25 protein-coding genes are annotated in these 23,798 nt (G+C 67.1%); 10 read left to right on the plus strand and 15 right to left on the minus strand.

The genetic code is table 11. The features are described 5' to 3' along the window. Positions 1–142: 142 nt before the first annotated feature. The 5 genes from pyrI to BLS11_RS07265 all read right to left on the minus strand — a co-directional run bounded on the left by pyrI (position 143) and on the right by BLS11_RS07265 (position 4,688). Entirely contained in the window at positions 143–613 is a 471-nt protein-coding gene (gene pyrI / locus BLS11_RS07245; protein WP_092535255.1) for an aspartate carbamoyltransferase regulatory subunit, read from the minus strand. Beyond that, positions 610–1,524 carry an aspartate carbamoyltransferase gene (gene pyrB / locus BLS11_RS07250; protein ID WP_092535259.1) on the minus strand — a complete coding sequence of 305 codons (915 nt, stop codon included), beginning with the start codon at positions 1,522–1,524 and terminating at the stop codon, positions 610–612. Before pyrB ends, pyrI begins: the two co-directional genes overlap by 4 nt. Positions 1,525–1,632: 108 nt before the next feature. Next, positions 1,633–2,379, minus strand: coding sequence for a DICT sensory domain-containing protein (locus tag BLS11_RS07255; protein ID WP_092535262.1), 747 nt, complete (start codon positions 2,377–2,379; stop codon positions 1,633–1,635). 80 nt (positions 2,380–2,459) lie between these two features. Continuing rightward, the gene (locus BLS11_RS07260; protein ID WP_092535265.1) at positions 2,460–3,716 is read right to left on the minus strand and encodes a Glu/Leu/Phe/Val family dehydrogenase; all 1,257 of its coding nucleotides are present in this window, start codon (positions 3,714–3,716) and stop codon (positions 2,460–2,462) included. 93 nt (positions 3,717–3,809) lie between these two features. Next, a complete protein-coding gene (locus BLS11_RS07265) occupies positions 3,810–4,688 on the minus strand; it encodes an HpcH/HpaI aldolase/citrate lyase family protein (RefSeq protein ID WP_092535268.1) in 879 nt (292 codons plus the stop codon). Positions 4,689–4,774: 86 nt separating this feature from the next. Between BLS11_RS07265 and BLS11_RS07270 the strand changes: the two genes are divergently transcribed. Both BLS11_RS07270 and BLS11_RS07275 read left to right on the plus strand, forming a co-directional pair. Then, positions 4,775–5,230 carry a MaoC family dehydratase gene (locus BLS11_RS07270; RefSeq protein WP_092535271.1) on the plus strand — a complete coding sequence of 152 codons (456 nt, stop codon included), beginning with the start codon at positions 4,775–4,777 and terminating at the stop codon, positions 5,228–5,230. A 71-nt stretch (positions 5,231–5,301) separates the two neighbouring features. Beyond that, a complete protein-coding gene (locus BLS11_RS07275; protein ID WP_092535274.1) occupies positions 5,302–5,724 on the plus strand; it encodes a DoxX family membrane protein in 423 nt (140 codons plus the stop codon). A 52-nt stretch (positions 5,725–5,776) separates the two neighbouring features. On the opposite strand, the gene BLS11_RS07280 is transcribed toward BLS11_RS07275, so the two are convergent. After that, complete coding sequence (locus BLS11_RS07280; RefSeq protein ID WP_092535277.1) at positions 5,777–6,139, minus strand: DUF5658 family protein; 363 nt, start codon at positions 6,137–6,139, stop codon at positions 5,777–5,779. 180 nt (positions 6,140–6,319) lie between these two features. Here BLS11_RS07280 and BLS11_RS07285 point away from each other — a divergent pair, with 180 nt between their 5' ends. After that, positions 6,320–7,165 carry a hypothetical protein gene (locus tag BLS11_RS07285; protein ID WP_092535280.1) on the plus strand — a complete coding sequence of 282 codons (846 nt, stop codon included), beginning with the start codon at positions 6,320–6,322 and terminating at the stop codon, positions 7,163–7,165. Positions 7,166–7,216: 51 nt separating this feature from the next. Beyond that, positions 7,217–7,978 (plus strand): geranylgeranylglyceryl/heptaprenylglyceryl phosphate synthase, encoded by a 762-nt coding sequence (locus tag BLS11_RS07290; RefSeq protein ID WP_092535283.1) that lies wholly within the window; start codon positions 7,217–7,219, stop codon positions 7,976–7,978. A gap of 44 nt (positions 7,979–8,022) precedes the next feature. Here BLS11_RS07290 and BLS11_RS07295 read toward each other — a convergent pair whose 3' ends face one another. The 4 genes from BLS11_RS07295 to BLS11_RS07310 form a co-directional block, all read right to left on the minus strand. Then, positions 8,023–9,825 (minus strand): acyl-CoA carboxylase subunit beta, encoded by a 1,803-nt coding sequence (locus tag BLS11_RS07295; protein WP_092535286.1) that lies wholly within the window; start codon positions 9,823–9,825, stop codon positions 8,023–8,025. A gap of 58 nt (positions 9,826–9,883) precedes the next feature. Then, positions 9,884–10,783, minus strand: a complete 900-nt coding sequence (locus BLS11_RS07300; protein WP_092535289.1) for a class 1 fructose-bisphosphatase — start codon at positions 10,781–10,783, stop codon at positions 9,884–9,886. Position 10,784: 1 nt separating this feature from the next. Then, the gene (locus BLS11_RS07305; protein ID WP_092535292.1) at positions 10,785–11,582 is read right to left on the minus strand and encodes a class I fructose-bisphosphate aldolase; all 798 of its coding nucleotides are present in this window, start codon (positions 11,580–11,582) and stop codon (positions 10,785–10,787) included. A 149-nt stretch (positions 11,583–11,731) separates the two neighbouring features. Next, complete coding sequence (locus tag BLS11_RS07310) at positions 11,732–12,940, minus strand: DUF7409 domain-containing protein (RefSeq protein ID WP_114936163.1); 1,209 nt, start codon at positions 12,938–12,940, stop codon at positions 11,732–11,734. Positions 12,941–13,073: 133 nt separating this feature from the next. Here BLS11_RS07310 and BLS11_RS07315 point away from each other — a divergent pair, with 133 nt between their 5' ends. Beyond that, the gene (locus BLS11_RS07315) at positions 13,074–13,940 is read left to right on the plus strand and encodes a 3-hydroxyacyl-CoA dehydrogenase family protein (protein ID WP_092535298.1); all 867 of its coding nucleotides are present in this window, start codon (positions 13,074–13,076) and stop codon (positions 13,938–13,940) included. Between the two features lie 9 nt (positions 13,941–13,949). Here the strand turns inward: BLS11_RS07315 and BLS11_RS19350 are convergent, their stop codons facing one another. After that, positions 13,950–14,108: a hypothetical protein gene (locus tag BLS11_RS19350; RefSeq protein ID WP_175454404.1), complete on the minus strand. Its 159-nt coding sequence runs from the start codon at positions 14,106–14,108 to the stop codon at positions 13,950–13,952. 101 nt (positions 14,109–14,209) lie between these two features. Continuing rightward, complete coding sequence (locus BLS11_RS07320; protein ID WP_175454405.1) at positions 14,210–14,416, minus strand: hypothetical protein; 207 nt, start codon at positions 14,414–14,416, stop codon at positions 14,210–14,212. Between the two features lie 110 nt (positions 14,417–14,526). Between BLS11_RS07320 and BLS11_RS07325 the strand changes: the two genes are divergently transcribed. From BLS11_RS07325 to BLS11_RS07335, 3 genes are read left to right on the plus strand one after another with little or no spacing between them, the layout of a single operon-like run. Further along, complete coding sequence (locus BLS11_RS07325) at positions 14,527–15,510, plus strand: ABC transporter ATP-binding protein (RefSeq protein WP_092535304.1); 984 nt, start codon at positions 14,527–14,529, stop codon at positions 15,508–15,510. After that, the gene (locus tag BLS11_RS07330) at positions 15,507–17,369 is read left to right on the plus strand and encodes an ABC transporter permease family protein (RefSeq protein ID WP_092535307.1); all 1,863 of its coding nucleotides are present in this window, start codon (positions 15,507–15,509) and stop codon (positions 17,367–17,369) included. The genes BLS11_RS07325 and BLS11_RS07330 overlap by 4 nt, the downstream gene beginning before the upstream one ends. Continuing rightward, on the plus strand, positions 17,362–18,411 hold the full coding sequence (locus BLS11_RS07335) for an ABC transporter permease (protein ID WP_092535310.1): 1,050 nt from the start codon (positions 17,362–17,364) through the stop codon (positions 18,409–18,411). Before BLS11_RS07330 ends, BLS11_RS07335 begins: the two co-directional genes overlap by 8 nt. On the opposite strand, the gene BLS11_RS07340 is transcribed toward BLS11_RS07335, so the two are convergent. Beyond that, positions 18,408–20,825 (minus strand): GAF domain-containing protein, encoded by a 2,418-nt coding sequence (locus BLS11_RS07340; RefSeq protein WP_092535313.1) that lies wholly within the window; start codon positions 20,823–20,825, stop codon positions 18,408–18,410. The two genes, BLS11_RS07335 and BLS11_RS07340, sit on opposite strands and share 4 nt — an antisense overlap. A 146-nt stretch (positions 20,826–20,971) precedes the next feature. Between BLS11_RS07340 and BLS11_RS07345 the strand changes: the two genes are divergently transcribed. Together BLS11_RS07345 and BLS11_RS07350 are read left to right on the plus strand one after the other, a co-directional pair. After that, positions 20,972–21,325, plus strand: a complete 354-nt coding sequence (locus tag BLS11_RS07345; protein WP_092535316.1) for a DUF5798 family protein — start codon at positions 20,972–20,974, stop codon at positions 21,323–21,325. A 116-nt stretch (positions 21,326–21,441) separates the two neighbouring features. Continuing rightward, positions 21,442–22,422: a PLP-dependent cysteine synthase family protein gene (locus BLS11_RS07350; protein WP_092535319.1), complete on the plus strand. Its 981-nt coding sequence runs from the start codon at positions 21,442–21,444 to the stop codon at positions 22,420–22,422. A gap of 31 nt (positions 22,423–22,453) precedes the next feature. On the opposite strand, the gene BLS11_RS07355 is transcribed toward BLS11_RS07350, so the two are convergent. After that, the gene (locus BLS11_RS07355; RefSeq protein WP_092535322.1) at positions 22,454–22,879 is read right to left on the minus strand and encodes a CoA-binding protein; all 426 of its coding nucleotides are present in this window, start codon (positions 22,877–22,879) and stop codon (positions 22,454–22,456) included. A 116-nt stretch (positions 22,880–22,995) separates the two neighbouring features. Next, entirely contained in the window at positions 22,996–23,607 is a 612-nt protein-coding gene (locus tag BLS11_RS07360; protein ID WP_092535325.1) for an RAD55 family ATPase, read from the minus strand. Positions 23,608–23,798 lie beyond the last annotated feature (191 nt).

Genomic DNA, 23,798 nt, shown 5'->3' on the forward strand with positions numbered 1-23,798 from the left:
GGACCAGTTTCGCTTTTCCGGACATACGCTCCAGTTCGACCACGCGGTACAAAGTGATTTCGACGCGAGACATTCTGCGAGAACGACTCGCCGTCGCCGCCGACGGGACGCGGGCGAACGGGCGAACCGCCGAGACGGTCGGTCAGGACACCTTGAGGTGCGAGCCGACTTCGTCCTCGCGGACGATGGTTCCGCAGTAGGCGCAGCGCAGACCGTCGGAGAGCACCTCGAACCGCGTATCGACCGGTTCGTCGGCCGTCGTGATGCAGTTACGGTTGGGACACGAGAGGATGCCCGCGACGACGTCGGGGCGTTCGACTCGCTTCTTGTCGACCACCTCGTAGTCGCGGACGATGTTGATGGTCGCCTCCGGGGCGATGACCGAGAGGACGTCCACCTCCGATTGGCTGAGTTCGCGCCCCTCGACCTTCACGATGTCCTTGTTGCCGAGGCGGTCGGAGGGGACGTTCATCCCGATGGAGACGCCCTCGCCGCCCGACCCGTCGATGCCGAGGATGGCGAGGACGTTCAACGCCTGTCCCGCGGAGACGTGGTCGATGACGGTGCCGTCGCGTATCTTCGAGACGCGGAGTTCCTTGTTCGAGTCGCTCATTGACTATCCTCCAGTAGCATGTCCAGAAGCGCCATCCGAACCGGGACGCCGTTGTGCGCCTGTTCGAAGTACTTCGCGTAGGCCGTGTCGTCTATCTCCGGCGCGATTTCGTCCACGCGCGGAAGCGGGTGCATGACCGTCAGGGAGTCTTTCGCCGCCGAGAGGTCGTCCAAGCCTATCTGGTACTCGCCGGCGACCTTCCGGTACTCGTTCTCGTCGGGGAAGCGTTCGCGCTGGATGCGCGTGACGTACAGGACGTCCAGTTCCGGGAGCACCTCGTCGAGTTCGGTGTGCTCGCGGACCTGCGCGCCCGACTCGTGGAGGTCGTAGCGGACGCTCCGGGGCAGTTGCAGGCTCTCGGGACTGACGAAGTGCTGGCGCACGTCGAAGTTCGTCAACGCCTCCGCGAGCGAGTGGACCGTCCGACCGTACTTCAGGTCGCCCATGATGCCGACCGTGATGCCGTCGAGTCCGACGTTCTCGCGGATGGTGTAGAGGTCCAACAGCGTCTGGGTCGGGTGCTGTCCCGCGCCGTCGCCCGCGTTGACGAGGGGGACGTCCACGAACTCCGACGCCATCGACGCCGCCCCCTCGTAGGGGTGTCTGAGGACGAGGGCGTCGGCGTACCCCTCGACGACGCGGACGGTGTCCGCCAGCGTCTCGCCTTTCTTGACCGAGGAGGACTCGACGGGGCCCATGTCCACGGTGCGACCGCCCAACCGCTTCATGGCGGTGTCGAAGCTCATCCGCGTGCGGGTGCTGGGTTCGAAAAAGCAGAGGCCGAGAACCTCTCCGGCGCGACGTTGTTGCCACGCCGCCGGGTCGGCGTCGATTTCGGCCGCCCGGTCGAGCACCGCCTCGATGTCCTCCCGCGACAGTTGCGCCGCGGAGATGAGGTGGTCCTGACGCATCGTTGAGTAGGGGGCGGTGGACCGACTTGAATCACTCGGGTTACGAACGTGTGCGAAATACACACGTCCGTGCATCGTCCTCACCGAACGTGGAAGCCGCCGCGACGCTCACACGTCGCTTCGCGCCGACGACGGGGACCCGCCGCGAGCGTCGAGGTACCGGTCGGTGACGTGTTCGAACAGGCCCTCGACGGTGTCGGCGTCGTACGTCCAAAAGCCGGAGAACCGCCGCGGACCGCGTTCCTCCGCGATGAGGGCGCACCCGTCGTCCGGCCGCGGGCCGCCGTCGAAGGCGACGAACCAGACGCGCCGAATCTCGGGCGAGGAGGCGGGACGGACGGCGAAGGTACTCTCGTGTGACGGCAACTCAGCGTCGGGCGCGGCGAGGGCGGCGACGTCTAACTCCGCTTTCGTCCCCAGTTGTTCGTAGACGCGGAGTTGCTCTTCGAGTATCGAGTAGCGCTGGAACCCCGCGTAGAGGCGACCGGTCCCCGAACGCCACGCCCGGTCCTCTATCTCGCGGGACGCGGCCAGCATCTGTTCGGTGTCGTACGACGCGAAGAACGTCTCGTCGAGTTCGTCCAGAATCGGGCGGTACGGCTCGGCTTCGAATCCGGGCGTTCGCACCTCGTCCGCCGGACGCAACTCCGAGAGCGCAGTCGCGGCAAGCACGTCGTCGCCGTCCGTAAGCATCGCGTACTCCGGGAGGTCGGGTTCCGAAGACGCCGCCACGACCGTCACGTTCCGGTCCGAGAAGCGCTCTCTGACCGATTCGACGGCGCTTCGGTCGTCCGCGTCGACGTAGAGCGTCTTCCGGCGCGCCTCCACGTCTTCGACCAGTTCGAGGAGTGACACGGGCGTACCTTACGAACGCTCCGTATAGTTCTTTTCCGACAGAAAAATGATACGCGTCAGTCGGCCCGGAGACGGCGCGTTCAGGGCCAGTTACCGCTCTCGGCGTAGGAGTCGGCGACGCGTCGGATGGCGACGACGTACGCCGCGGTACGGAAGTTCGGCAGGTCGTGCGACTCGTAGGCCTCGACCAGATTGTCGAAGGCGTCGGTGATGACGCGTTCGAGTTCCTCGTTGACCCGTTCCTCGGTCCAGTAGAAGCGCTGGCGGTTCTGCACCCACTCGAAGTACGAGACGGTGACGCCGCCGGCGTTCGCGAGGATGTCCGGGACGACGGTCACGTCGCGGTCCGTCAGTACGTCGTCCGCCTCGGGGGTGAGGGGACCGTTCGCCGCCTCGGCGATGACGTCGGCCTGTACATCTTCGGCGAGGTCGCCGTCGATGGCGTTCTCCAAGGCCGCGGGCACGAGGAGGTCCACGTCGAGCGTCAGGAGTTCCTCGTTCGTCAGTTCCTCCTCCGCTTCGTCGTACCCGACGACGGACCCCGTCTCCTGCTTGAAGTCTCTGACCTCGCGGGCGTCGAGTCCGTCTTCCTTGTAGATGGCACCGCTGGAGTCGGAGACGGCGACGACGTTCGCGCCGAGGTCTTCGAGTAGGTACGCCGCGATGGACCCGGCGTTACCGTACCCCTGCACCGCGACGGTCGCGCCCTCCATCTCCTTGTCGCGGTAGTCGAACGCCTCCCGGGCGGCGATCATGGTGGACCGGCCCGTCGCCTCGACGCGGCCCTCGGACCCGCCCGAGGAGAGCGCTTTCCCGGTGACGACGCCGGGTTCCGTCTTGTGTTCCAGCGTCTCGTAGGTGTCCTTTATCCAGTTCATCTCCCGTTGGCCCGTGTTCACGTCGGGCGCGGGGATGTCCTTGTCCTCGCCGATGAGGGGTCGAAGTTCCTCGGCGAACGACCGCGTGATGCGTTCGAGTTCGCTCTCGGAGTACTGCTTGGGGTCGATGACGATGCCGCCCTTGCCGCCGCCGTAGGGGATGTCCACGACGGCGCACTTGTACACCATCCACCCCGAGAGGGCCTTCACCTCGTCGCGGGAGACGCCCGGGTGATAGCGGATGCCGCCCTTGTACGGCCCCCGGTCGCCGTTGAACTGCGAGCGGAACGCCTCGAACAGTTCTACCTCCCCGTCGTCCATCTCTACGGAGAGGTTCAGTTCGAGGACCCGTTCGGGGTTCTTCAGACGTTCGACGACGTCGTCCCCCACGTCCAGATGGGCGGCGGCGTCGTCTATCTGCTCCTGTAGGCTCTCAAACGGATTTGCCTCCTCGGACATATTTCACCCTCCCGGCAGCGAGAGGTTAAGTTTGCCGGGTCTGTTACCGTGTCGCAATATTTGTCCGCTTCTACGGAGAGCGCAGAGAGACACCTATACGGTATCGTACCCGGCGCGGTCCAAGATTCGCTCCGCCTGCGCGACGAGGGGCGCGTCTATCATCTCGCCGTCCACGCGGAACACGCCTCGCCCCTCCTCGTCGGCGTCGTCGCGCGCTTCGAGCACCCGCTTCGCCCACTCGACTCTGTCGGGCGCGGGGGTGAACGCCTCGTTTATCGGACCCACCTGCGCGGGGTGAATCGCCATCTTGCCGTCGTACCCCAGCGTCGCGGCGAACTCCGTCGCCTCGCGGAGGCCCGCCTCGTCCTCGAAGTCCGTGTAGACGGTGTCGATGGCGTCTACGCCCGCCGCCGCCGCCGCGAGGACGACCCGTTCGCGGGCGTACAACACCTCCGTCCCCTCCGCCGTCCGCGTCGCGCCGATGTCCGCCGCCAAGTCCTCCGCGCCGAAGACGAGCGCAGTCGTCGCCTCCGCGTCGGCTATCTCCGGGGCGTTCAACGCGCCGCGGGCGTTTTCGACGAGTGCGAAGACGGGGAGCGTCCGCCCGCGGGCGGCCAGTTCGTCGGCGACGGCCCGCACGTCCCCTGCGGCGTCCACCTTCGGTACCATCACCGCGTCGAGACGCAGGTCCGAGTCCGCGTTCGCGTCCGACGCCGAGTCGGCACCGTCGGAACCGAAGAGAGCGTCGAAATCCGACTCGAACGCGTCGCTCACCCGGACGACCACTTCGGCGTCCGGGTCGAACGACGGGTCCGCGAGGACGGCGCGCACCGCCTCGCGGGCCTCCTCCTTTCGGGCGGGCGCGACGGCGTCTTCGAGGTCGAAACAGACGATGTCCGCGTCGGTTGCCGGGGCGTTTCGCAGCAGTTTCTTTCGGTCGCCGGGCGAGAACAGCAGGCTTCGTCTGGCCATATCCGGAGTACGCCAGGCGACGTGTTCAAACTGTGCGGCGGGGGAACGACCGACACGATTTTTCTCCTCGCGCGCGAGGTGCCCCCATGACAGGGCGGTACTACGAGGAGTTCGAGGTGGGCGAGACCATCGAACACGAGAAGCGCCGGACCGTCTCCGAGGCCGACAACCAACGGTTCTGCGACGTGACGATGAACCAACAGCCGTTACACCTCGACGCCGAGTTCGCGGCGGAGACGCGGTTCGGCGAACGACTCGTCAACGGGCTGTACACGCTCTCTCTCGGCGTCAGCCTGACGATACCCGACACCACCGACGGCACCATCGTCGCCAACCTCTCGTACGACGAGGTGGAGCACCCCGAACCCGTCTTCCACGGCGATACGCTCCGCGCGCGGTCGACCGTGACGGGGAAGCGAGAGACGTCGGACGGCGAACGCGGCGTCGTGACGATGCGCGTCGACGTGCTAAATCAGGAGGATACCGTCGTCTGCTCGTTCGATCGAACCGTGCTGTCGTTGAAGCGTCCCGACGAGTCCTGACCGCGACCCGGAGGCCGGACGCGTCGGACGCCGACCACCCGGTTTTTGCGCCGCGGCCGCGACGACGTCGTATGGACGCGCGACGGTTCGCCGACGACGTCCGCGACGCCGCGGCGTTCGCACCCGACGCGGCGACGGTCGCTCGTGTCGGTCTGGGCCTGATGTTGTTCGCCGCGGGCGTGCACAAACTGTTGGATCCTGCGGCGTGGGCCGTCTACGTCGTTGAGTGGCTGGTGCCGTGGCTGGTCGTCTCGCCGGTCGCGTTCATGCTGGTCAACGGGGCGTTAGAAATCGGGTTCGGCGCGGCGATTCTCGCGGACCGGTACACCGCCCTCGCGAGCGCCGTCGCCGCCGTGTCGCTCTCCGCGACGTGTCTCTATCTCGCCGCCGTCTTCATCCTCGAAGGCGGTCTGTTCGGCGACGTCCTCGCCCGTGACATCGGGCTGACCGGACTGGCGTGGTCCGTGCTGCTCGCCTCCCTCCGAGGTGACTGAGCGCTCGTCGCGATTCCGGGTCGTGGTCCGCGCCAGTCCGGGTCCGCGACGCTCACAGCCCGACGACGAGGACGAAGTTCGAAATCGACGCGAGACCCCACGGCGTCGCCACCGCGAGGGGGATGAGCGGCCGCCCTCGATTCGGGACGAGGCGGGCGGCGACGGCGGCGAACGCGACGACGAGAGCCTTCAGTCCGACCATCGCGGGCAACGGACCGACCGACGCGATAACGGCCCGCGCGAAGGGGTTCCCCTCGGTGTACCCGAGTTCGAGTCCGTACGCGGTCAGGAGAACGTCGAGGGCGAACGTCACGCCGACGAGTGCCCACAGCGTTCGTTCGTAGTCGGCCACCGCGTCGAGTGTGGCGGCGAGGGCGGACGACGGGAGGGACGCCGTCGAGTTGGGCGCGGCCATGTCCGAGGGGTCGTCGGGAGGTACCCTCAGTAGTCGTCGTATACGAACGGACTATCAGGATAAACAGAACGTTACCCCGGCGGTAGCCGCGTCGTATCGGGTTCCTAACGGGTCGGTTCGGACGGGTCAGACACGTCGGCACAGAAGACTTATCCCGAAGTTGTCGAATCTCGAATCAGAATGCCCTCCACGCACTCAAGACGCGGCGCCCTCCTCCTCTGTGGCGCGGTGCTCGCTTCGTTAGCCGGATGTGCGACTCGCTCGGACTCCACATCGAAGTCCTCCGAGACGCCGACGGACGAAGCAACGACGGACGAAACGCCGACGACCGAGACGAACGTCGCGCTTCGACGCGTCGAGGTCACTCCGGCGGTCGTCTCGCCGAACTCCCCCGACTCCATCGGTACGTTCGGGGAACGCGACGAACAGTTCGTCATCATCACCCTCTCGGATAACGGACCGTTCCCCGAGAAAGGCGAGTTCGCGTTGACGGCCGGAGAGGCGACGTACGACCCGGCCGCGGACGACGAGAACACGAACTTCGAAAACGGCATCTGGGACTACGGCGAGTACCAGGACGTCCCCGAGAACGTCCTCGTCTTCTCGGTGCCGAAACCCCTCGACGCCGAGTCGGTGGAACTCAGCTGGCCCGACGGGTCGGAGTCGCTAGGCGAGAGCGCTCTCGAAGCCCTGAACCGACCCCCGACGGAGTTCTCCGTCGAACTCTCCGCGCCCGACTCCGTGACGGGCGGCGAACAGGCGACGGTGACGGTGACCGCCGAGAACGTCGGCGACGCTCCCGGCACGTTCGTCGGCGCACTCAACCGACAGGGGCCGCTTGTGGCGCACACGCCCGTCGAGAGCGTCTCGCTGGAACTCGACGCCGGCGAGACGAAGGAGTGGACGCACAGGTTCCGGTCGAAGGCGTACTACGACGTCGAGGACCCGGAGGCGACGTTCAGCCTCGCCCGGCGGGGAGAGCGGTTGTCGGCGACGATAGCCGTCGACGCGGAGACCCCCTCGTAATCCGCCGACCGAACGGTAGAATCATTACGCGCTGTTCCATCTCCACGGAACATGTCGCCCGATTGGGAAGAAATCTCGCACGTCACGAAGGTGGACCCCGCAGAAAGCCTGCCCGAGGACCTCTCCGTCCTCGAGGGGACCGACCTCGTCATCGTGGGCGGTTCCGACGGCGTCACCCGGCAGAACTCCCTGAACGCGCTCGAACGGATCCGAGCGCACCACCCGGACGTTCCCCTGTTTCAGGAGCCGTACAGTTCGAGTCACGTCTCCGAGGAGACGATAGGCGCGGCGGACTTCCTCTCCGTCCCGGCGGTGTACAACGGCGACCGAGAGAACTTCGTCGCGAAGCACGTCGATTTCTTCACCGAAGTCGGCAGCAAACCCGAGGAGATACTCGGGTCGGGGCTTCCCCTCGTCGGCGACCTGATAGCGTCGAGAGGTCGTGACGCGATACAATCGATCTCCGAGAAGATTCTCGCGGAGGGGTACGTCGTCCAGAATCTCGACTCGAAGGCGGCGGCCGTCTCCGGCGTCGAGACGACGTTCACCACCGAACAGGTGGCGGGGGCGGCGTTGGCGACCGAGTCGTTCTACGGGTTCCCGATATTCTACGTCGAGTACTCCGGAACGTACGGCGGACCGGAGGACGTCGCGGCGGCGGCGACGTACCTCGACGACACCGTGTTGCTGTACGGGGGCGGCATCGAGAGCCGAGAACAGACCGAGGAGATACTCGACGCGGGTGCCGACGCCGTCGTCGTCGGGGACTGCTTCCACGAGGACCCGGAACGGTATCGACGCACTATCCCCTGAGTGATTCAGGCTCCGGCCTTCGAGAGAGTGGCGAACGCTCGGTTCTACAGCACGGTGCCGTGTTTCTTCTCGGGCAGGGACTTCTCCACCGACTCGTAGAAGGCGAACCGACCCGCGAGTTCCGCCCGGAGGTCGGAGGGCGGCACGATTTCGTCGATGACGACTTCGCTGGCCATCCGGTGGGCGTCGATGTCCTCGCGGTACTCCTCGCGGAGTTCCGCCTCTCGCTTCCGGCGTTCCTCGGGGTCGTCTATCTCGTTCAACTTGTTCGCGTAGACGGCGTTGATGGCCGCCTCCGGCCCCATGATGCCTATCTCGCCCGACGGTAGGGCGATTATGCTCTCGGGGTCGTAGGCGGGGCCGCCCATCGCGTAGATGCCCGCACCGTACGCCTTCCGGACGACGACGGTCTGTTTCGGCACCGTCGCCGAGGAGGTGGCGTAGATGAACTTCTTGCCCTTCTCCAAGATTGCGTCGCGTTCCACCTGCGACCCGGCCATGAACCCCGGCGTGTCGCAGAGGTAGAGGAGCGGAATCTCGTAGGCGTCGCACGTCCAGATGAACTCCGCGGCCTTCTCGGCGGCGTCGGGGAAGATGGCCCCCGACCGTTGGGCGGGTTGGTTGGCGACGACGCCGACGGGTCGGCCGTCGATGCGCGCGAAGGCGGTGACTATCTCCGTTCCGTAGTCGGATTTGAGTTCGAAGACCGACTCGGCGTCGGCGATTCGGTCCAACAGGTCGTGGACGTCGTACGGGCGGTTCGGCGACTCCGGGATGAGTTCGTCGATGCCGTCGGGGGAGTACTTCGGCGGCACCGTCTCAGATTTCGGCGGTTTCTCGCCCGCCACGTCGGGGAGGTACGTTATCAGTTCGGCGACGAGTTCGCGGGCGTGTTCCTCGTCGCGGGCGACCAAGTCGGCGCTTCCGGACTCCTCGGCGTGCACGCGCGCGCCGCCGAGGTCCTGCATCTCTATCTTCTCGCCGGTGACCATCTCCACCATCCGCGGGGAGGCGATGGCCATCGCGGACATCCCCTCGACCATGACGGTGAAGTCCGCGAAGACGGGCGTGTACGCCGCGCCCGCGATGCACGGCCCGTAGAGGACGCATATCTGCGGGACCCGCCCCGAGAGCATCGAGTGGTTGTAGTAGTACTTCCCGATGCCCTCGCGGTTGGCGAAAAAGCCCGTCTGCTGGTCGATGCGGCCGCCGGAGGAGTCCATCAGGTAGAGGACGGGCTTGCCGTTCTTCAGGGCGCGTTGCTGCATCCGGAGGAACTTCTCGACGCCGCGGCGCGCCATCGACCCCGCTTTGACGGTGAAGTCGTTCGCCATGAAGTGGACCTTCCGCCCCTCGAACTCCGCGGCACCCGTGATGAGGCCGTCGGCGGGGAGGCGGTTGCGGTCGGTCGCTTCCTCGGCGTCGACTTCGGGACTGTCGGGGTGCCACGAGTCGAAGTTGGCGAACTTGCCGTCCTCGAAGAGCACGCCGGACGCCTCGCCGTCGGTCGAAGCCGCGCCGTCGGTCGAATCCCCGTCGCTCTCGCCGTCGAACCACAGGTCCAGACGGTCGCGGACGAACAGTTTGCCCTGTTCGGAGAGGCGGTTTCGGTACTTCTCCGGGCCGCCTTCGAGGATGTCGGCTATCTCCTCGCGGAGTTTCGCCTCCCGGTCGGTCGGACCGAGTTCGTCGTCGAGGGGGTACGCCGTCTCGGGCGGGTCTGCGGTCGCCGCGGGGGAGTCGCCGCCGGCGTACACTTCGACGCTCGTATCGAGGTGGCGGGCGAGTGCGCCGGCGATGGCCGACGCCTCGTCCGCGGAGGCGTCGCCGCCGATTCGAACCTTCATGCGTTCGACTCCGCGGCGTTATTCCAAATGGTTTTCCATGTAAGAGATGAGCCGACGGTCAGCGGTCGGCGAGGTGCGCCTCGATGGGTTCGACGAGCGACTCGTTGCCGACGTACACCGGCGTCCGCGCGTGCAGTTCGTCCTTCTCGACGTCCATCAGCGACTTCCGGCCGTCCGAGGAGTACCCGCCCGCCGTCTCGACGATGTGTCCGACGGGGTACCCCTCGAACTGGACGCGGAGTTTCCCTTCGGGCGTGTCCTTCAGCGTCGGGTAGCCGAAGACGCCGCCGTAGGTGAGCACCTGATTCACGTCGCCTATCATCGACCCGCCGTACCGGAGTTTCATCGAGTCGTCCGACTCTATCTCGCGGACGTACGCCTCGAACTCGTCTACCCAATCGGGGACGCGCCCGCCGAACCCGTACACCGTCGGGTCCTCGGGGAGCGTCAGGTCCTCGCGGACGGCGTCGTAGGAGCCGTCGGGGTGGACGACGTACTCCGTGACGGTGCCGTCGCGGGCCGTTATCATCGTCGTCGTCGCCCCGTAGAGGACGTACGCCGCGGCGACGATATCGTCGCCCGTCGCCGGAAGCGGCGCGTCGTAGACGGAGACGATGGTGCCCATCGTGTTGTTGGGCTTGAGGTTCGAGGAGCCGTCTAACGGGTCGACGCAGACGGAGAGGCCCGCGCCCACGCCGATGACGTCTTCGCGCTCCTCGCTCGCGTACTCGCCGACGCCCGCGATGTCGCCGATGCGTTCGAGCAGTAGGTCGTCGGCGAACACGTCGGCCTCCATCGGACGTTCCCCCGAGGGGTTCTCCCCTTCGACGTACTTCCGCCGGGTGGGGAGGCCCTGCCGGATGTCCGGGGCCGTCCGCGCCGTCACGTCCAGTATCTGGTCGATTACCGAGGCGGTCGAACTCGCTTCGGTCGGGAGAGAGCTCTCTTCGGTCGCCATCTCAGAGCCCCGCCGTTTCCAGCGCTTCGTCTGTGGTCGCTTCCTCGAATATCACCTGCTCTAAGGCGTCGAGGATGCCCTCCGGGTCCTCGCGTTGGAACACGTTGCGACCGACGGCGAGTCCCTTCGCGCCGGCGTTCATCGCGGACTCGACCGTCTCCAAGAAGTCGCGGTCGGACGTCTTCGACCCGCCGCTCATGACGACGCTGGTCGGCCCGGCGGCGCGCACCGCCTGCTCCATCGCCTCGCCGGAACCGGGGTACTTCACCTTCGCGATGTCCGCGCCGAGTTCGAGGGCGAGGCGGGCGGCGTAGGCGATGGTGCCCGGCTTCTTGTCGTTCTTCAGGCCCTGTCCGCGTGGGTAGGACCACATCACGACGCCCATCTCGTTCTCCCGGGCGGCCTCTTGGGCGTCGCGGAACTCCTCTTGCATCTCCACCTCGTGGTTCGACCCGCCGTAGAGGGTGAACCCGATGGCGTCCGCGCCGAGGTCGGCCGCGTTCTCCACCGTCCAGTTGACGGCGGAGTCGGGTTCGCCCATCCAGAGGTTGCTCGTGCCGTTCAGTTTCGCCAGAAGCGACACGTCGTCCTCGTAGGAGGGGTAGTACGCCTCCGCGACGCCCTTCTGGACGGCGAACGCCGTCACCGCCGAGTGGGTCGCCAACTCCCACAGGACTTCGGGGTCGGCCGTCTCCGGCACCGGGTCGAAGTCCGACGGTCCGTGCTCCAGCCCGTGGTCGTACGCGAGGATGATGGACTTGCCGTTCCGAGTGATGGCGGAGTCGGCTCCGGGTTTCATTACTTCCATTTCGGGTAACAAACTATATAAAATCTTTGTAGGTCGTCATTCTCGCGAGCGCAGAATCAAACGGAGAATTTTGGCCCCTCAGCCTCGAATGGCCAACAATAGCCGAACTAAGTAAATTAACTCGAAAAGTAAAAAGTAATTCAGACGCCGTCGAGTCGCTCGTCGGCGGCGCGGACCCACCCCTCGACGAGGGACTGGTCCAACTGGAGGGCGTCGGCGACGCTCTCGGGGTCGGCGGTGGCGAGGCGGCGGACCGACCGAATCCCCGCGTCGGCGAGTTCCCGCGCGTCCGCCTCTTCGACGCCGTCGAGGACCGTCACGGGGGTGGGGAGGCTCTCGGCGCGCCACTCCGCCTCGGCGTCCGTCGCGGGCGAGGAGGCGTCGCCCGCCGTCGCGTTCGACCGCCACTCGGCCTCCTCGCGTTCGGAGGAGGTTCCCCCGTTCCGGGACTGCGACGTGCGAGCCGAGGGGGTCGGGTCGTCGCTCTCGACGCTCTGACTCCGCCACGCCGCTTCCCCGTCCGTCACGTTCGAGTCGCGTTCGCTCCCGCCCGTCGACTCGGCGCGCCACGCCGCCTCCTCGTCTTCGGGCGCGGCGTCGGACGCGGCGTCCGTCCCGTCGCCCCCGACGCTCCGACTCCGCCACGTCTCCTCGTCCGACGCGGCGTCGTCGTCCGACTTCCCCCCTCCGGCGTCCGCCGACGCGGAGGCGGCGCGTTCGCGCCACGTCGATTCGTCCACGGCGTCGGCGTCCGTCGACCGCCGGCCGTCCACAGTCGCGTCCGCGTCGGCGGACTCCGTCCGGCCGTCGGCGGTCCAGTCGCCCTCGCGTTCGTCCGTGTCGCTCTCGTCGTCGCCGTCGCCCCACCCCGTCGAACTCGCGGCTATCCACGCCCGTTCCTCGTCGTCCAAGCCGCGAACCTGCGTGGACCGCCGCGAGAGGTCCGTGTCCGTCGCGTCGAACGACCACGACAGGGAGTGCTCGCGCCGTATCTTCGCCGCGACGCCGGGGTTGACGCCGATTTCGGTCAGGTCCCGGTACGAGATGCGCTTCCTGACGAAATCCGACAGGTCTATCTCCGACGATTCGAGCGCCTCGGCCGTCTTCGGTCCGACGAACCGGAGGTCCTCGAACGTCTCGGGGCCCTCCTCGTCGTCGGACGCGTCGCTCTCGTCGGTGCTGTTCCACGGAAGCGGAATCTCCTCTTCCTCGTCTACCGCCGCGTCGGTGCCGTCCGCGTCCGACAGGCGGTTGCGGTCGCTCACTCGTCCCGCTTCGACGTACTCGTTCACGCCGTTTCCGGCGTCGCCGCCTTCGGTCACGTTGTCACCCGTTGGGTGTACCTTCACGGTTTCCGACTTGAGCGTTTCCGTGCCTGTCGCTTTGCAATCACGTCGTCCGCCAGCCGACGAATGTGGCCGACCGCTCGACCGAAACCCTCCCCTCCGGCACGTTTACCACGCGACCGGACGCACGTCCTCCATGGACGTTCGTGATGTAACCGAGGTGGAGGCGGTCGGCGTCGTCGGCGCGGGCACGATGGGTAACGGCATCGCACAGGTGGCGGCGACGGCGGGGTACGACGTCGTGATGCGCGATATCGAACCCGAGTACGTCGAACGCGGCTTCGACAGCATCGAGGAGAGCCTCGACCGACTCGTCGGAAGCGACCGCCTGACCGCCGAGGAGGCCGAGGCGGCGCGCGAGCGAATCACAGGGACGACGGACCTCTCGGACCTCGCCTCCTGCGACGCGGTCGTCGAGGCGGCCGTCGAGAACATGGACGTAAAGCGAGACGTCTTCGCCGAGTTGGACGGACTCGTCGCCGACGACGCGGTGTTGGCGACGAACACGAGTACGCTCTCGGTGACGACCATCGCCGCCGCGACGGACGCGCCCGAACGCGTCGTCGGCGTCCACTTCATGAACCCCGTGCCGGTGATGAAGGGCGTCGAGGTGGTCGTCGGCGAGAAGACGGCCGAGGGCGCCGTCGAGTTCGCCCACGAGTTCGCGGCCCGACTCGACAAGGAGACGTGGGAGTCCGACGACAAACCGGGGTTCGTCACCAACCGCATCCTGATGCCGTGGCTGAACGAGGGCATCCGCGCCTACGACGAGGGCGTCGCCTCGAAGGAGGACATAGACCGCGGGATGAAACTGGGGACGAACGCGCCGATGGGCCCCCTCGAACTCGCGGACCACATCGGCCTCGACATCTGTCTCGACGCCTCGAAGACCCTGTTCGAGGAACTCGGCGACCGCTACAAGCCCGCCTACCTCCTCAAGCGGAAAGTCGCCGCCGGCGACTTGGGGAAGAAGACCGGAACGGGGTTCTACGAGTACGACTGACTCGCCGACTCACCACGTGCAGTACTCGCAGCGGTCGCCGTCGAGTTCCTCCGGGTCGGCCTCCCGTTCCTCGGCGGGGTCGATGACGCTCGAGCGCTGACACCCCAAGATGTCCGTTCGATGCCAGTCTCCGTCCGCCGCGCGAACAACCGTGAGTTCGGGTGCCATACTCGAATGGTCACTCTCTCGTCACGAAAAAGTATCGCCGACGGCGGGGGGCGGCGACGCCGACGACGCGCGCGGGAACCGGTCGGCGGTCCGTCCGCCTCTCACCGAGCGAGAAGCGCCGCGGCGACCAGAGCGAGGAGCAGGAAGACGGCGCCGAGACCGGCGAGTGCGCCCGAGAGCGCTCTGACGGCGGGCAGAACGTCGCCCCCGGCGACGTACGCCAACAGGGCGGCGAACCCGAACAGTCCGGCGACGAAGACGCCGACGAACGCCGCCGTCGTCGCGTCGAGGTAGTCGTCTGCGGGCACGGTACCCCCTTCTCGTCGCCGGCCCAAATGGTTACCGAGATGATAGTCTGAGTATCAGGACTGAACATCTGCGCGAACGCTTTATCGGGGGGAACGCCGTTGCCGTTCGCATGATTACCGTCGAGAACCTCAGGAAGACCTACGAGGGCTTTCCCGCAGTCGTCGGGAGTTCCTTCGAGGTGGACCGCGGCGAGATATTCGGCGTCGTCGGCCCCAACGGGGCGGGGAAGACGACGACGTTGAAGATGCTCGCCGGACTCATCGAACCGACAGACGGCGCGGCGCGCGTCGGCGAGTTCGACGCCGGCGACCCGGAGATGCGGCGGCACCTCGGCTTTCTCCCCGAGGAGTCGCCCCTCTACGAGGACATGACGCCGCGGTCGTACCTCCGCTTCTTCGCCGACCTGTACGACGTGCCGTACGCGGAGGCGACGCGCCGGATGGAGGAGACGTTCGACCGACTCGAACTCGAACACCGCGAACGCCGCCTCGGCGACATGTCGAAGGGGATGAAGCGGAAGGTGGCCATCGCCCGGTCGTTGGTGAACGACCCCGACCTGCTCATCTACGACGAACCCGCGTCGGGACTCGACCCCCTGACGACGAACTACGTGCTTGAGTTCACCCGCGAACTCGCAGAACGGGGCAAGACCATCGTCTTCAGCGCGCACAACCTCTACCACGTCGAGAGCGTCTGCGACCGGGTGGTCATCATGAACCGCGGCGAGATAATCGCCCGCGGGACGGTCCCCGAGATACGCGAGGAACACGGGGAGACGACGTACCACGTCTTTACGACCGTCTCCGTTCCCGACTCGGACCCCGTCGGCGACGGGCGACACCGGCGCGTCGTAGACGACATGGACGCCGTCGAGTCCGTCCGCGCCGCCGCCGAGTCCGCGGGCGGCGAGGTGGACGACATCCGCACCCGAGAGCCGAGTTTAGAGGAGATATTCTTGGACCTCGCCGGGCGGCCGACCGCCGAGGAGGGGACCGACCGGGGGCGTTCGCGCCGTCCGTCGGCCGGAGACGACGAAGGTGACGGCGAGGAGAACGCGGGCGAAACCGCGACGCACGGGGGACCGGCGAAGTGAAGCGCGACATTCAGGACCACCTGCGCGCCGTCGCCCGCATCGCTCGCTGGGAGGTGAGTCGCTCCGCGGGCACGATAGACCGCCGCACGGCCGTCCTCGGTTTGGTCGCTCTCTTGCTCGCGGGGTCCGTCGCGGGCGCGGGGGTGCTGACCGGCGGCGTCGAAATCGACCGGGGCATCTACCGCGTCGGCGTCGCGCCCGAGAACCCGTACTACGAACCGGTCGCGGCCAGTTCCGCCCTCGACCCGCGCCCGCCGGACGCCCGAGCGCTCGAAAACGGCGACATCGACCTCCTCGTCGCCGGCGACACGTTCTACGCCGCCGACTCCCAGAAGGGCCGGGCGGCGCTTTCGACCACCCGGTCGGTCGTCCAACGGTACAACGACGGCCTGATGCTCCGCGAGGAGAACCGGACGGCGGCGTTCCCCGTCGTCGTCACCCTGCGCTACCTCGACCGGAGCACCCCGCTCACCTCCGGCGGCGACGCCGGCGGCGCGACGGGCGGCGCGGGGACGGGAGGCGGCGGAGAGGGCAGTTCCGGCGGAGGCGACGACTCCGACGCGACCGGCGGGACGGACGAGGGAACCGCCGGCGGCGACGGGTCCGCGGCGGGCGGGTCCGGGTCTCCGTCCGACGACGGACGCCTCCGCGTCCCCGAGGTGGGCGGCGCGAACCCCCTCTCGTCGGGGTCCACCGGGTCCCCCGCGGCCATCCAACCGCCGTTCCCCTTCGCCTCGTTGGTTCTGGCCTTCGCCTTCCTCGTTCCGATGAACTTCGTCGTGCAGGCGTACGGGAGCACGATGCTGAACGAGCGAATCAACCGCCGGGGGGAACTACTCTTGGTCGCGCCCGTCTCGCCGGGCGACATCGTCGCGGGCAAGACGCTCCCGTACTTCGGCCTCATGGTCGGACTCACGAGTCTCATCGCCGTCGGCGTCGGCGGCGGAGCGCTCTCCGTCGCCGCCGTCCTCCCCGTCGCTTTAACCTTCCTCGCGGCGACGTTCGTCGGCGCGATGTTCGCCCGGTCGTTCAAGGAACTCACCTTCGTCACCGTCGCCGCGTCGGTGTTTCTCACCTCCTACGCGTTCGTCCCGGCCATCTTCGCGAACGTGACGCCCATCGCGCTCATCTCGCCGCTGACGCTCGTGGTTCGGGACTTGCAACCGGCGGGCGTCGTCGGACTCGGCGAGTACGTCTTCTCGACGGGACCGTTCTACCTCTGTTCGGGCGTGCTGTTCCTCCTCGGCGCGGGCGTCTACCGCGAGGAGGACATGTTCACCCAACGGCCGGTCCCGCTGAAGTTCTTAGACGCCCTCGACGCGCGCATCTCCCGGCCCCGCGACGTGGCCGTCCTCTCGGCGCTCTCTATCCCGTTCGTCTTCGTCGCCGAACTGCTGGCCATCGCCGTGTTGTTCGCGCTCCCCGTCGAGGCGACGGTACCCGTCCTCCTCCTTTTGGTCGCCGTCGTCGAGGAGTTCGCAAAGAGCGTCCACGTGTACGCCGCCTTCGAGAAGTCCCGGTTCGAACGTGCGGCCGGGACGGCGCTCCGAGTCGGCGCGCTCTCGGGACTTGGCTTCTTCGTCGGCGAGAAGTTCACCGCCGTCGCGCAGGCCGTCGCCCTGCCCGAACTCGTCCTCGGGCAGGCGACGCTCGCGCCGTCCGGCGTCGGTGCGTTCTCCGGTATCGGCGTCCTCTCCGCCGTCGGACTGTTCCTCGCACCGCTCGTTCTCCACGTCGTCACCGCGGGCCTGACCGCCCTCGGGGCGTCGCGCGACGGGCGGTCCTACGCCGCCTCCTTCGTCGTCGCGGTACTCCTTCACACGGCGTACAACCTAACGGTGGTGAACGCCCTTGGGTGACCCCCGACCCACCATCGCAAAGCGCGAACTCGGGTCGCTCCGCAAGGAGAAGACCATCGTGCTGGCGCTCTGTTTACAGCTGTTCGTGGCGGCGTTCTCGTCGTTCCTCGTCGTCGGCCTCGTCTCGCTGTACGACCCCGGCTCCGTCGGCAACTACGAGGTGGACGTGGCCGTCTCCGGCGACGCCACCTCGGACCTGATTCGGGCGGCGTCCTCCGTCGGCGGCATCGACGCCAGACCGTATCAGTCGGACGACGCCGCGATGCGGGCCTTCGAGCGGGGTGACGTGGACGCCGTCCTCTCGGCGGAGCGGTTGCACGGGCGGGTGTTCGTGACGGCGACGGCCCCCGACTCGAACATCGAGACCACCGTGACCGTCGTCCAACTCCGCGACGCCCTCCGGGAGTTCGAGCGAACCGAACGGGCCGAGCGGTCGGCGTTCCTGACGAGTTCGACGCTGGAGTTGCCGCCGGAGACGCAGTCGAGCCCGTACTACGGCTTCACGTACACGGTGCTCGTCCCGCTTCTGCTCTACCTGCCCGTGTTCATCAGCGGCTCCATCACCGTCGACTCGATAACCGAGGAGATAGACCGCGGGACGCTCGAACTGCTCAGGGTCGCACCGCTTTCGCTGTCGGACGTGGTGGACGGGAAACTGCTCGCGGCGGCGACGCTCGCGCCCGCCCAGTCGGCGCTGTGGATTCTCCTCCTCGGAATCAACGGGACGCCCGTCTCGAACCCGCTGTCGCTTCTGGCGATGGTCGCCGCGCTCTCGACGCTCGTCTGCTCGCTCGGGGCGGCGGTGGCGCTCCTCTCGCCCGAACGGCGCGCCGCGCAGTTCCTCTACTCCATCGGCGTGCTGTTCGTCTTCGGCGGCACCACGCTGTTCCCGCACAACCCCATCAACACGTCCGCCCGCCTCGCAATCGGGAGTCCGGACCCCCTCGCGCCCGCCGTCGTCGCGTCGTACGTGGTCCTCGGCGCGGGCGCGTACCTCGCGGTCCGGTATCTCGTCGGCGGCGTGGACCCGAACGAACTCTAATCGAGGAACTCGACGCCGGTAATCTCGAACCGCCCGCCGCCTTCGGGCCCTTCGGCGGCGGTCACCTCCCACCCGTGAGCGTCGGCGATGCGCCGCACTATCGAGAGGCCGAACCCGGTCCCGTCGCGCGTCGTCGAGTAGCCCGTCTCGAACACGTCGTCTCGCCGGTCCGGCGGGACGCCGGGACCGTCGTCCTCGACGTAGAAGCCATGGGGCGATTCGCCGACGCGGACGGTCACCGCCGGGCCGCCGTGTTCCACGGCGTTCCGGACGAGGTTTTCGAGCAGTTGCTGCATCCGCCCCTCGTCCGCGCGGACGACGCGACCCACGTCGGCGATGAGCGTCGCGTCCGCCGTCTCGACGTTCCGCCACGCCGACTCGACGGCGTCCCCGAGGGCCACCGGTTCGGTGTCCGCCGTCGTCTCGCCCTCCCGTGCGAGTTCCAGCAGGTCGTCTATCAGCCTCGCCATCCGTTCGTGGGCGTTCGCCACGTCCCGAAGGTGGTCGCTGTCGCACTCCTCGGCGGCGAGTTCGAGACGTCCTTGGGCGACGTTCAGCGGGTTCCGCAGGTCGTGAGAGACGACGCTCGAGAACTCGTCGAGTCGCTCGTTCTGCTGGCGGAGTTCGCGCTTGCTCTCCAGTTGGTCGAGCGCCTGCCCCGTGTGCGAGACGAGCAGTTCCGCCAGTTCGACGTCGTCCTCGTCGAAGGCTCCGGCCCGTTCGCTGACCGCCTGAAAGACGCCGTGGTCGCCGACGGGGACGCTGAGCGCTCCGCGGTACGGCCCCTGCGGGTTCGCCTCCTCGGCGTCCCGCACGTCGTCGAACAAGAACGTCTCGCCGGTTCGGTACGTCTTGCCGACGATGCCGTCGTCGACGGACATGGCGGTGACGCCGTCGGACGGCACCACCTCGGAGACGGCCACGACCGGCAGCATACCGTCGTCTTCGAGGTTTATCACGCACTGGTCGAACTCCAGGATGTTCTCGGCGACGTCTATCGTCCGCCGACAGACCGCCTCCGGCGAGTCGAACGTCGTGATGTCGGTTGCGATGCCGTGGAGTTCCTCCAACGCCCGTTCGCGCTCTCTCTGCCGTCGGTTGCTGAGCACGCGGAGCACTTGGTCCGCGATCTCCCCGGCGAACCGACGTTCGTCGTCGGTCCACTCGCGCGGTTCGCCGACGTGTTCGTGACAGACGACGCCGACCACGTCGCCGTTGGAGCGAATCGTCGCGTCGAGGACCGAGCCGATTCCGTACGGTTCGAGGTACTCCGCGGCGAGTTCGGCGGTTCGCGGGTCGGACCGCGCGTCCTCGGCGGCGAGAGAGCGGTGCGCCTCCAACGCCTCGAAGTAAGCGGGGTAGTCGTCGGCGGCCAACTCCTCGCCCTCCGTGTGCGCGTCGGCGGACCGTTCGTACAGGTCGGCGTTCCGGAGGACGCTGTTGCCGTCCTCGAACAGCCAGATGCCGACGCGGTCCACGTCGAGCGTCTCCGCGGCCGTCTCTGTTATCGTCCGCTTGCCGGCCTCGAAGTCGCCGTCGGTGATGCGCTCGTCCGTCGAGAGTTCGACGACGGTGCGTCGCTGCCGCGCCTGACGCTCCCGACTGCGGTAGTCGTCGGTCACGTCGCGGAAGACGAGCACGACGCCGATCATCTCGCCGCACTCGTCCGCTATCGGCGATGCGCTGTCGGCGATGAACCGCTCGGTGCCGTCCTTCCCGACGAGGACCGTTCCGTTCGCCAGCCCGACCGCGCTACCCGTCTCTAACACCCGTTCGGCGGGGTTCGCTTCCGGCTCGCGCGTCTCGTGGTCGATAATCTCGAACACCTCCGAAAGCGGTTCGCCGACCGCTTCGTCGGTCGACCAGCCGGTGAGATCCTCCGCCACCGGATTCATCCGCGTCACCCGGCCGTCGACGTCGGTGGTGACGACGGCGTCGCCGATGGATTCGAGGGTGACCCGGAGGTTCTCCTCTCGCTTCCGGAGGCGGCGCTGGGTGCGGTGGTGTTCGTACTCCTGTACGATGGTCCGCGCGAGGACGCCGTACTGGGAGGTGGGGTCGCCGCCCTTCCGGAGGTAGCGGTCCGCGCCGAGGTTGAGCGCCTCTATCGCCACTTCCTTTCTCCCCTCCCCCGTGAACACGATGAACGGCACGTCGTCGTCGAACGTCTGACGCACCGTTTCGAGCACTTCGACGCCGTCCATCTCCGGCATCTGGTAGTCGCAGACGACCACGTCCACCTCGCGACGTTCTATCGACTCCAGGCCCCGCCGCGGAGACGACGCCGTCTCGACTTCGATTCGAGGCGTCTCCGTCTCCAAGAACCGCCGCGTGAGCTCCAAGAGGCTCTCGTCGTCGTCGATGTAGAGGGTCCGAATCGGAGCGGCGCTCTCTGAGTCCCGTTTCTCCCCCATTTCTGGCGTTCCTTTCGCGTAATACGTTAAAAGAGTTACCAGCACCCGCGCTACCGCACCACAGGCGCACGTCCGCGAGTCGAGAGGCGTCCGCGCGGAACAGCCGAGTCGGAACGCACTCAAGGTAAGAGGACGGTATCCGAGGTATGGGACTCGGAGGAACCGCGAAGAAGCTCCAGAAAGTGGCCGAGATGGCAGAGGACGTCTACGCGCGACTCAACGACCTGCGCGACCAGATACACGAGATGCGCGAGACGGTCGGCGAGACGAAAGACCGCGTGGACTCCCTCGAGACGGAGTCCGCCGAACAGCGAGCCATCCTCGAAGCCATCGCCGAAGAGCAGGGTATCGACGTCGAAACCGTGACCGCGACGGCGCACATCAGAGAGGCCGAGGCGGACGAAACCGCGACTGACGCCGACGCGACTGACGCAGGCGCGACGGATGCCGACGAGACGGACGCAGGAACCGCCGACCCCGAACCCGCCGACGAAGCGTAACTCGTTCTCGGCGCCGCGATTTTACTTCGGCGTACGCCCGACCCCTCGGTAGTTCGGTCCCCGTCCGTCGCCGCCGGATGACAACCTTCAGGTTCGGGGGCAACTTTTGCCAGCGCATGACCACGGACCGCGAGCCGCTTTCCTCGGTGTTGGAAACCATCGGCCGGACGCCGTTGGTCCGCGTGCACGCCTCGCCCGACGAGGTGCCCGTCTACGCCAAGGTGGAGTCGTTCAACCCGGGCGCGAGCGTCAAAGACCGCATCGGGAAGTACATGCTCGAACGCATGCTGGAAGACGGGACGCTCCCCGAGGGCGGCACCGTCGTCGAACCGACCGCCGGGAACACCGGCATCGGTATCGCCGTCGCCGCCGGCCAACTCGGCGTTGACGCGGTGTTCGTCGTCCCCGAACGCTTCAGCGTCGAGAAACAGCAACTGATGCGCGCACTCGGCGCGACGGTCGTCAACACGCCGACCGAGAAGGGGATGGACGGGGCGATACGGCGCGCGCACGACATCGCCGACGACGTGGACGACGCCGTCGTCCCCCAGCAGTTCTCGAACCCGCTGAACGCCGAAGCGCACTACGAGACGACGGGACCCGAGATTTACGAGGCGCTGGACGGCGAGGTGGGCGCCGTCGTCGTCGGGTGCGGCACGGCGGGAACGCTCATGGGCGTCGCGCGGTACGCCCGCGAACGCGACGAGAACACCTACGTCGTCGCCGTCGAACCCGAGGGGTCGCTGTACTCCAGACTCGAAGGCGAGGACGTCGAGGAAGCCGACTACAAGACGGAGGGCATTGGGACGCACAACCTCGAAACGAACGAACTGTTCGACGACTCGTTGGTGGACGACATCGTCCAGATAGCCGACCGGGACACCCACGCGGAGGTCAAACGACTCGCAAGCGAGGAGGGACACCTCGTCGCCTCCTCCTCGGCCGCCGCGAGTCTCGCCGCGCGGGACGTCGCCGAACGCATCCGCGACGGCGAGATAGACGCGCCGCACGACACCGTCGTCACTATCTTTCCCGACTCCAGCGAACGCTACCTCTCGAAGGGCATCTACCGCGACTTCGAGTCGTGGGAGGGGTAACTCGTCCGCACGGGCGCGGACGCGAGAGCGCCTACAGCAGGCGGCCGTGCTCTACCTTCATACACTTGTCCTGCACGACGCGTAGCCCGGCGTCCTCCGCGCGCGCGGCCGCCTCGTCGTCCCGTATCCCCAGTTGGAGCCAGATATCGTCGGCGTCGCCGACCGACTCGTGGCGTTCGAGTACGTCGTCGACGATTTCCGGAACCTCCTCGCTCGGGCGAAACACGTCCACGACGTCGATTTCGGCGTCCTCCGGCACGTCGGACAGCGAGTCGTACGCCGTCTCCCCGAGAACCGAGTCGGCGAAGGGGTTGACGGGAATCACCTCGTAGCCGTGCCGCTTGAGGTACGCGGGAATCTCGTGGGCGGCCTTGCCGGAGGTGGTCGAACAGCCGACGACTGCGATGGTTTCGGCGTCGAGCACGTCCGTCAGTCCGGCGTCGTCGGTGACTGGCATAACTGTACTGAGGGCGGGCGCAGACAAAAAATCGTGGCCGCGCGTGCGTCGCCGTCGCACGGCGGTCGGCCGAGAGGAAGAGTCGGTCGGACGCGGGGAGTCAGTCGAAACGGGGCTCAGTCGGAGGCGAGGCGAATCTCCGGGTCGCCGTCCTCGCGGGTGGTGATGATGCCGTCGAAAAGTTGCTTCAGCGTGTTCATCGTCTGGTCGTCGTGGGCGCTGGAGTCGATGGCGAACAGGCCCAGTCCGTCGACGCTCTGGATGCGCCCGGTGAACACGTGCAGGAAGCGAAACACCGTCTGCAGGTCGGCGTACATCAGGAGCGTCGAGAGGGAGTGGAGCATGACGCGGTTCTGCTCTATGTGGCGGTCCTGATAGAACGCCTGCAGGAACTCCGAGAGCTTGATTCCGATGCCCGTCATGTCCACGGGCGAGGACGTGTACTTGATTCGGTCGTCGTCGCGGATGTCGCCGAGACCCTGCTGGCGCGTCACGCAGTCTACGACCGCGACCGGCTTCCCCTCGTAGGGGACGCGCTTGCCGAAGTCCGAGAGCACGCGCTGTGCGCCGTCCTTCGTGGTGACGATTATCGCGCCGTCACCCCGTTCGGTCCCCTCCGCGAGGACGTCGAGCGCCAACGACCGCTTCCCGGTGAGCGGCGGTCCGCTGAGGAGGATGTTCGTTCCCGGTTGGACCTCCGTGTCGAGATCCGGGCCGAGGTCATACATGTGAGTCCCTCGGGGCTGAACCGTCAGCATGGAGATAACCGTTCGCCTGACGGGACGACTCGCCGGGAGTCATTAGATGGTAACACGATATCGTGAACCGATAATATTCTTTTTGATTCCGTAACTGGCGGTCGCTCCGTCGAACGACGGGTTCCGTCGGACGGTCACCGCACCGCCGGTTCGGGTTGCGA

The sequence above is a fragment of the Halopelagius longus genome, from assembly GCF_900100875.1.
GTDB classification, from domain to species: Archaea; Halobacteriota; Halobacteria; order Halobacteriales; family Haloferacaceae; genus Halopelagius; species Halopelagius longus.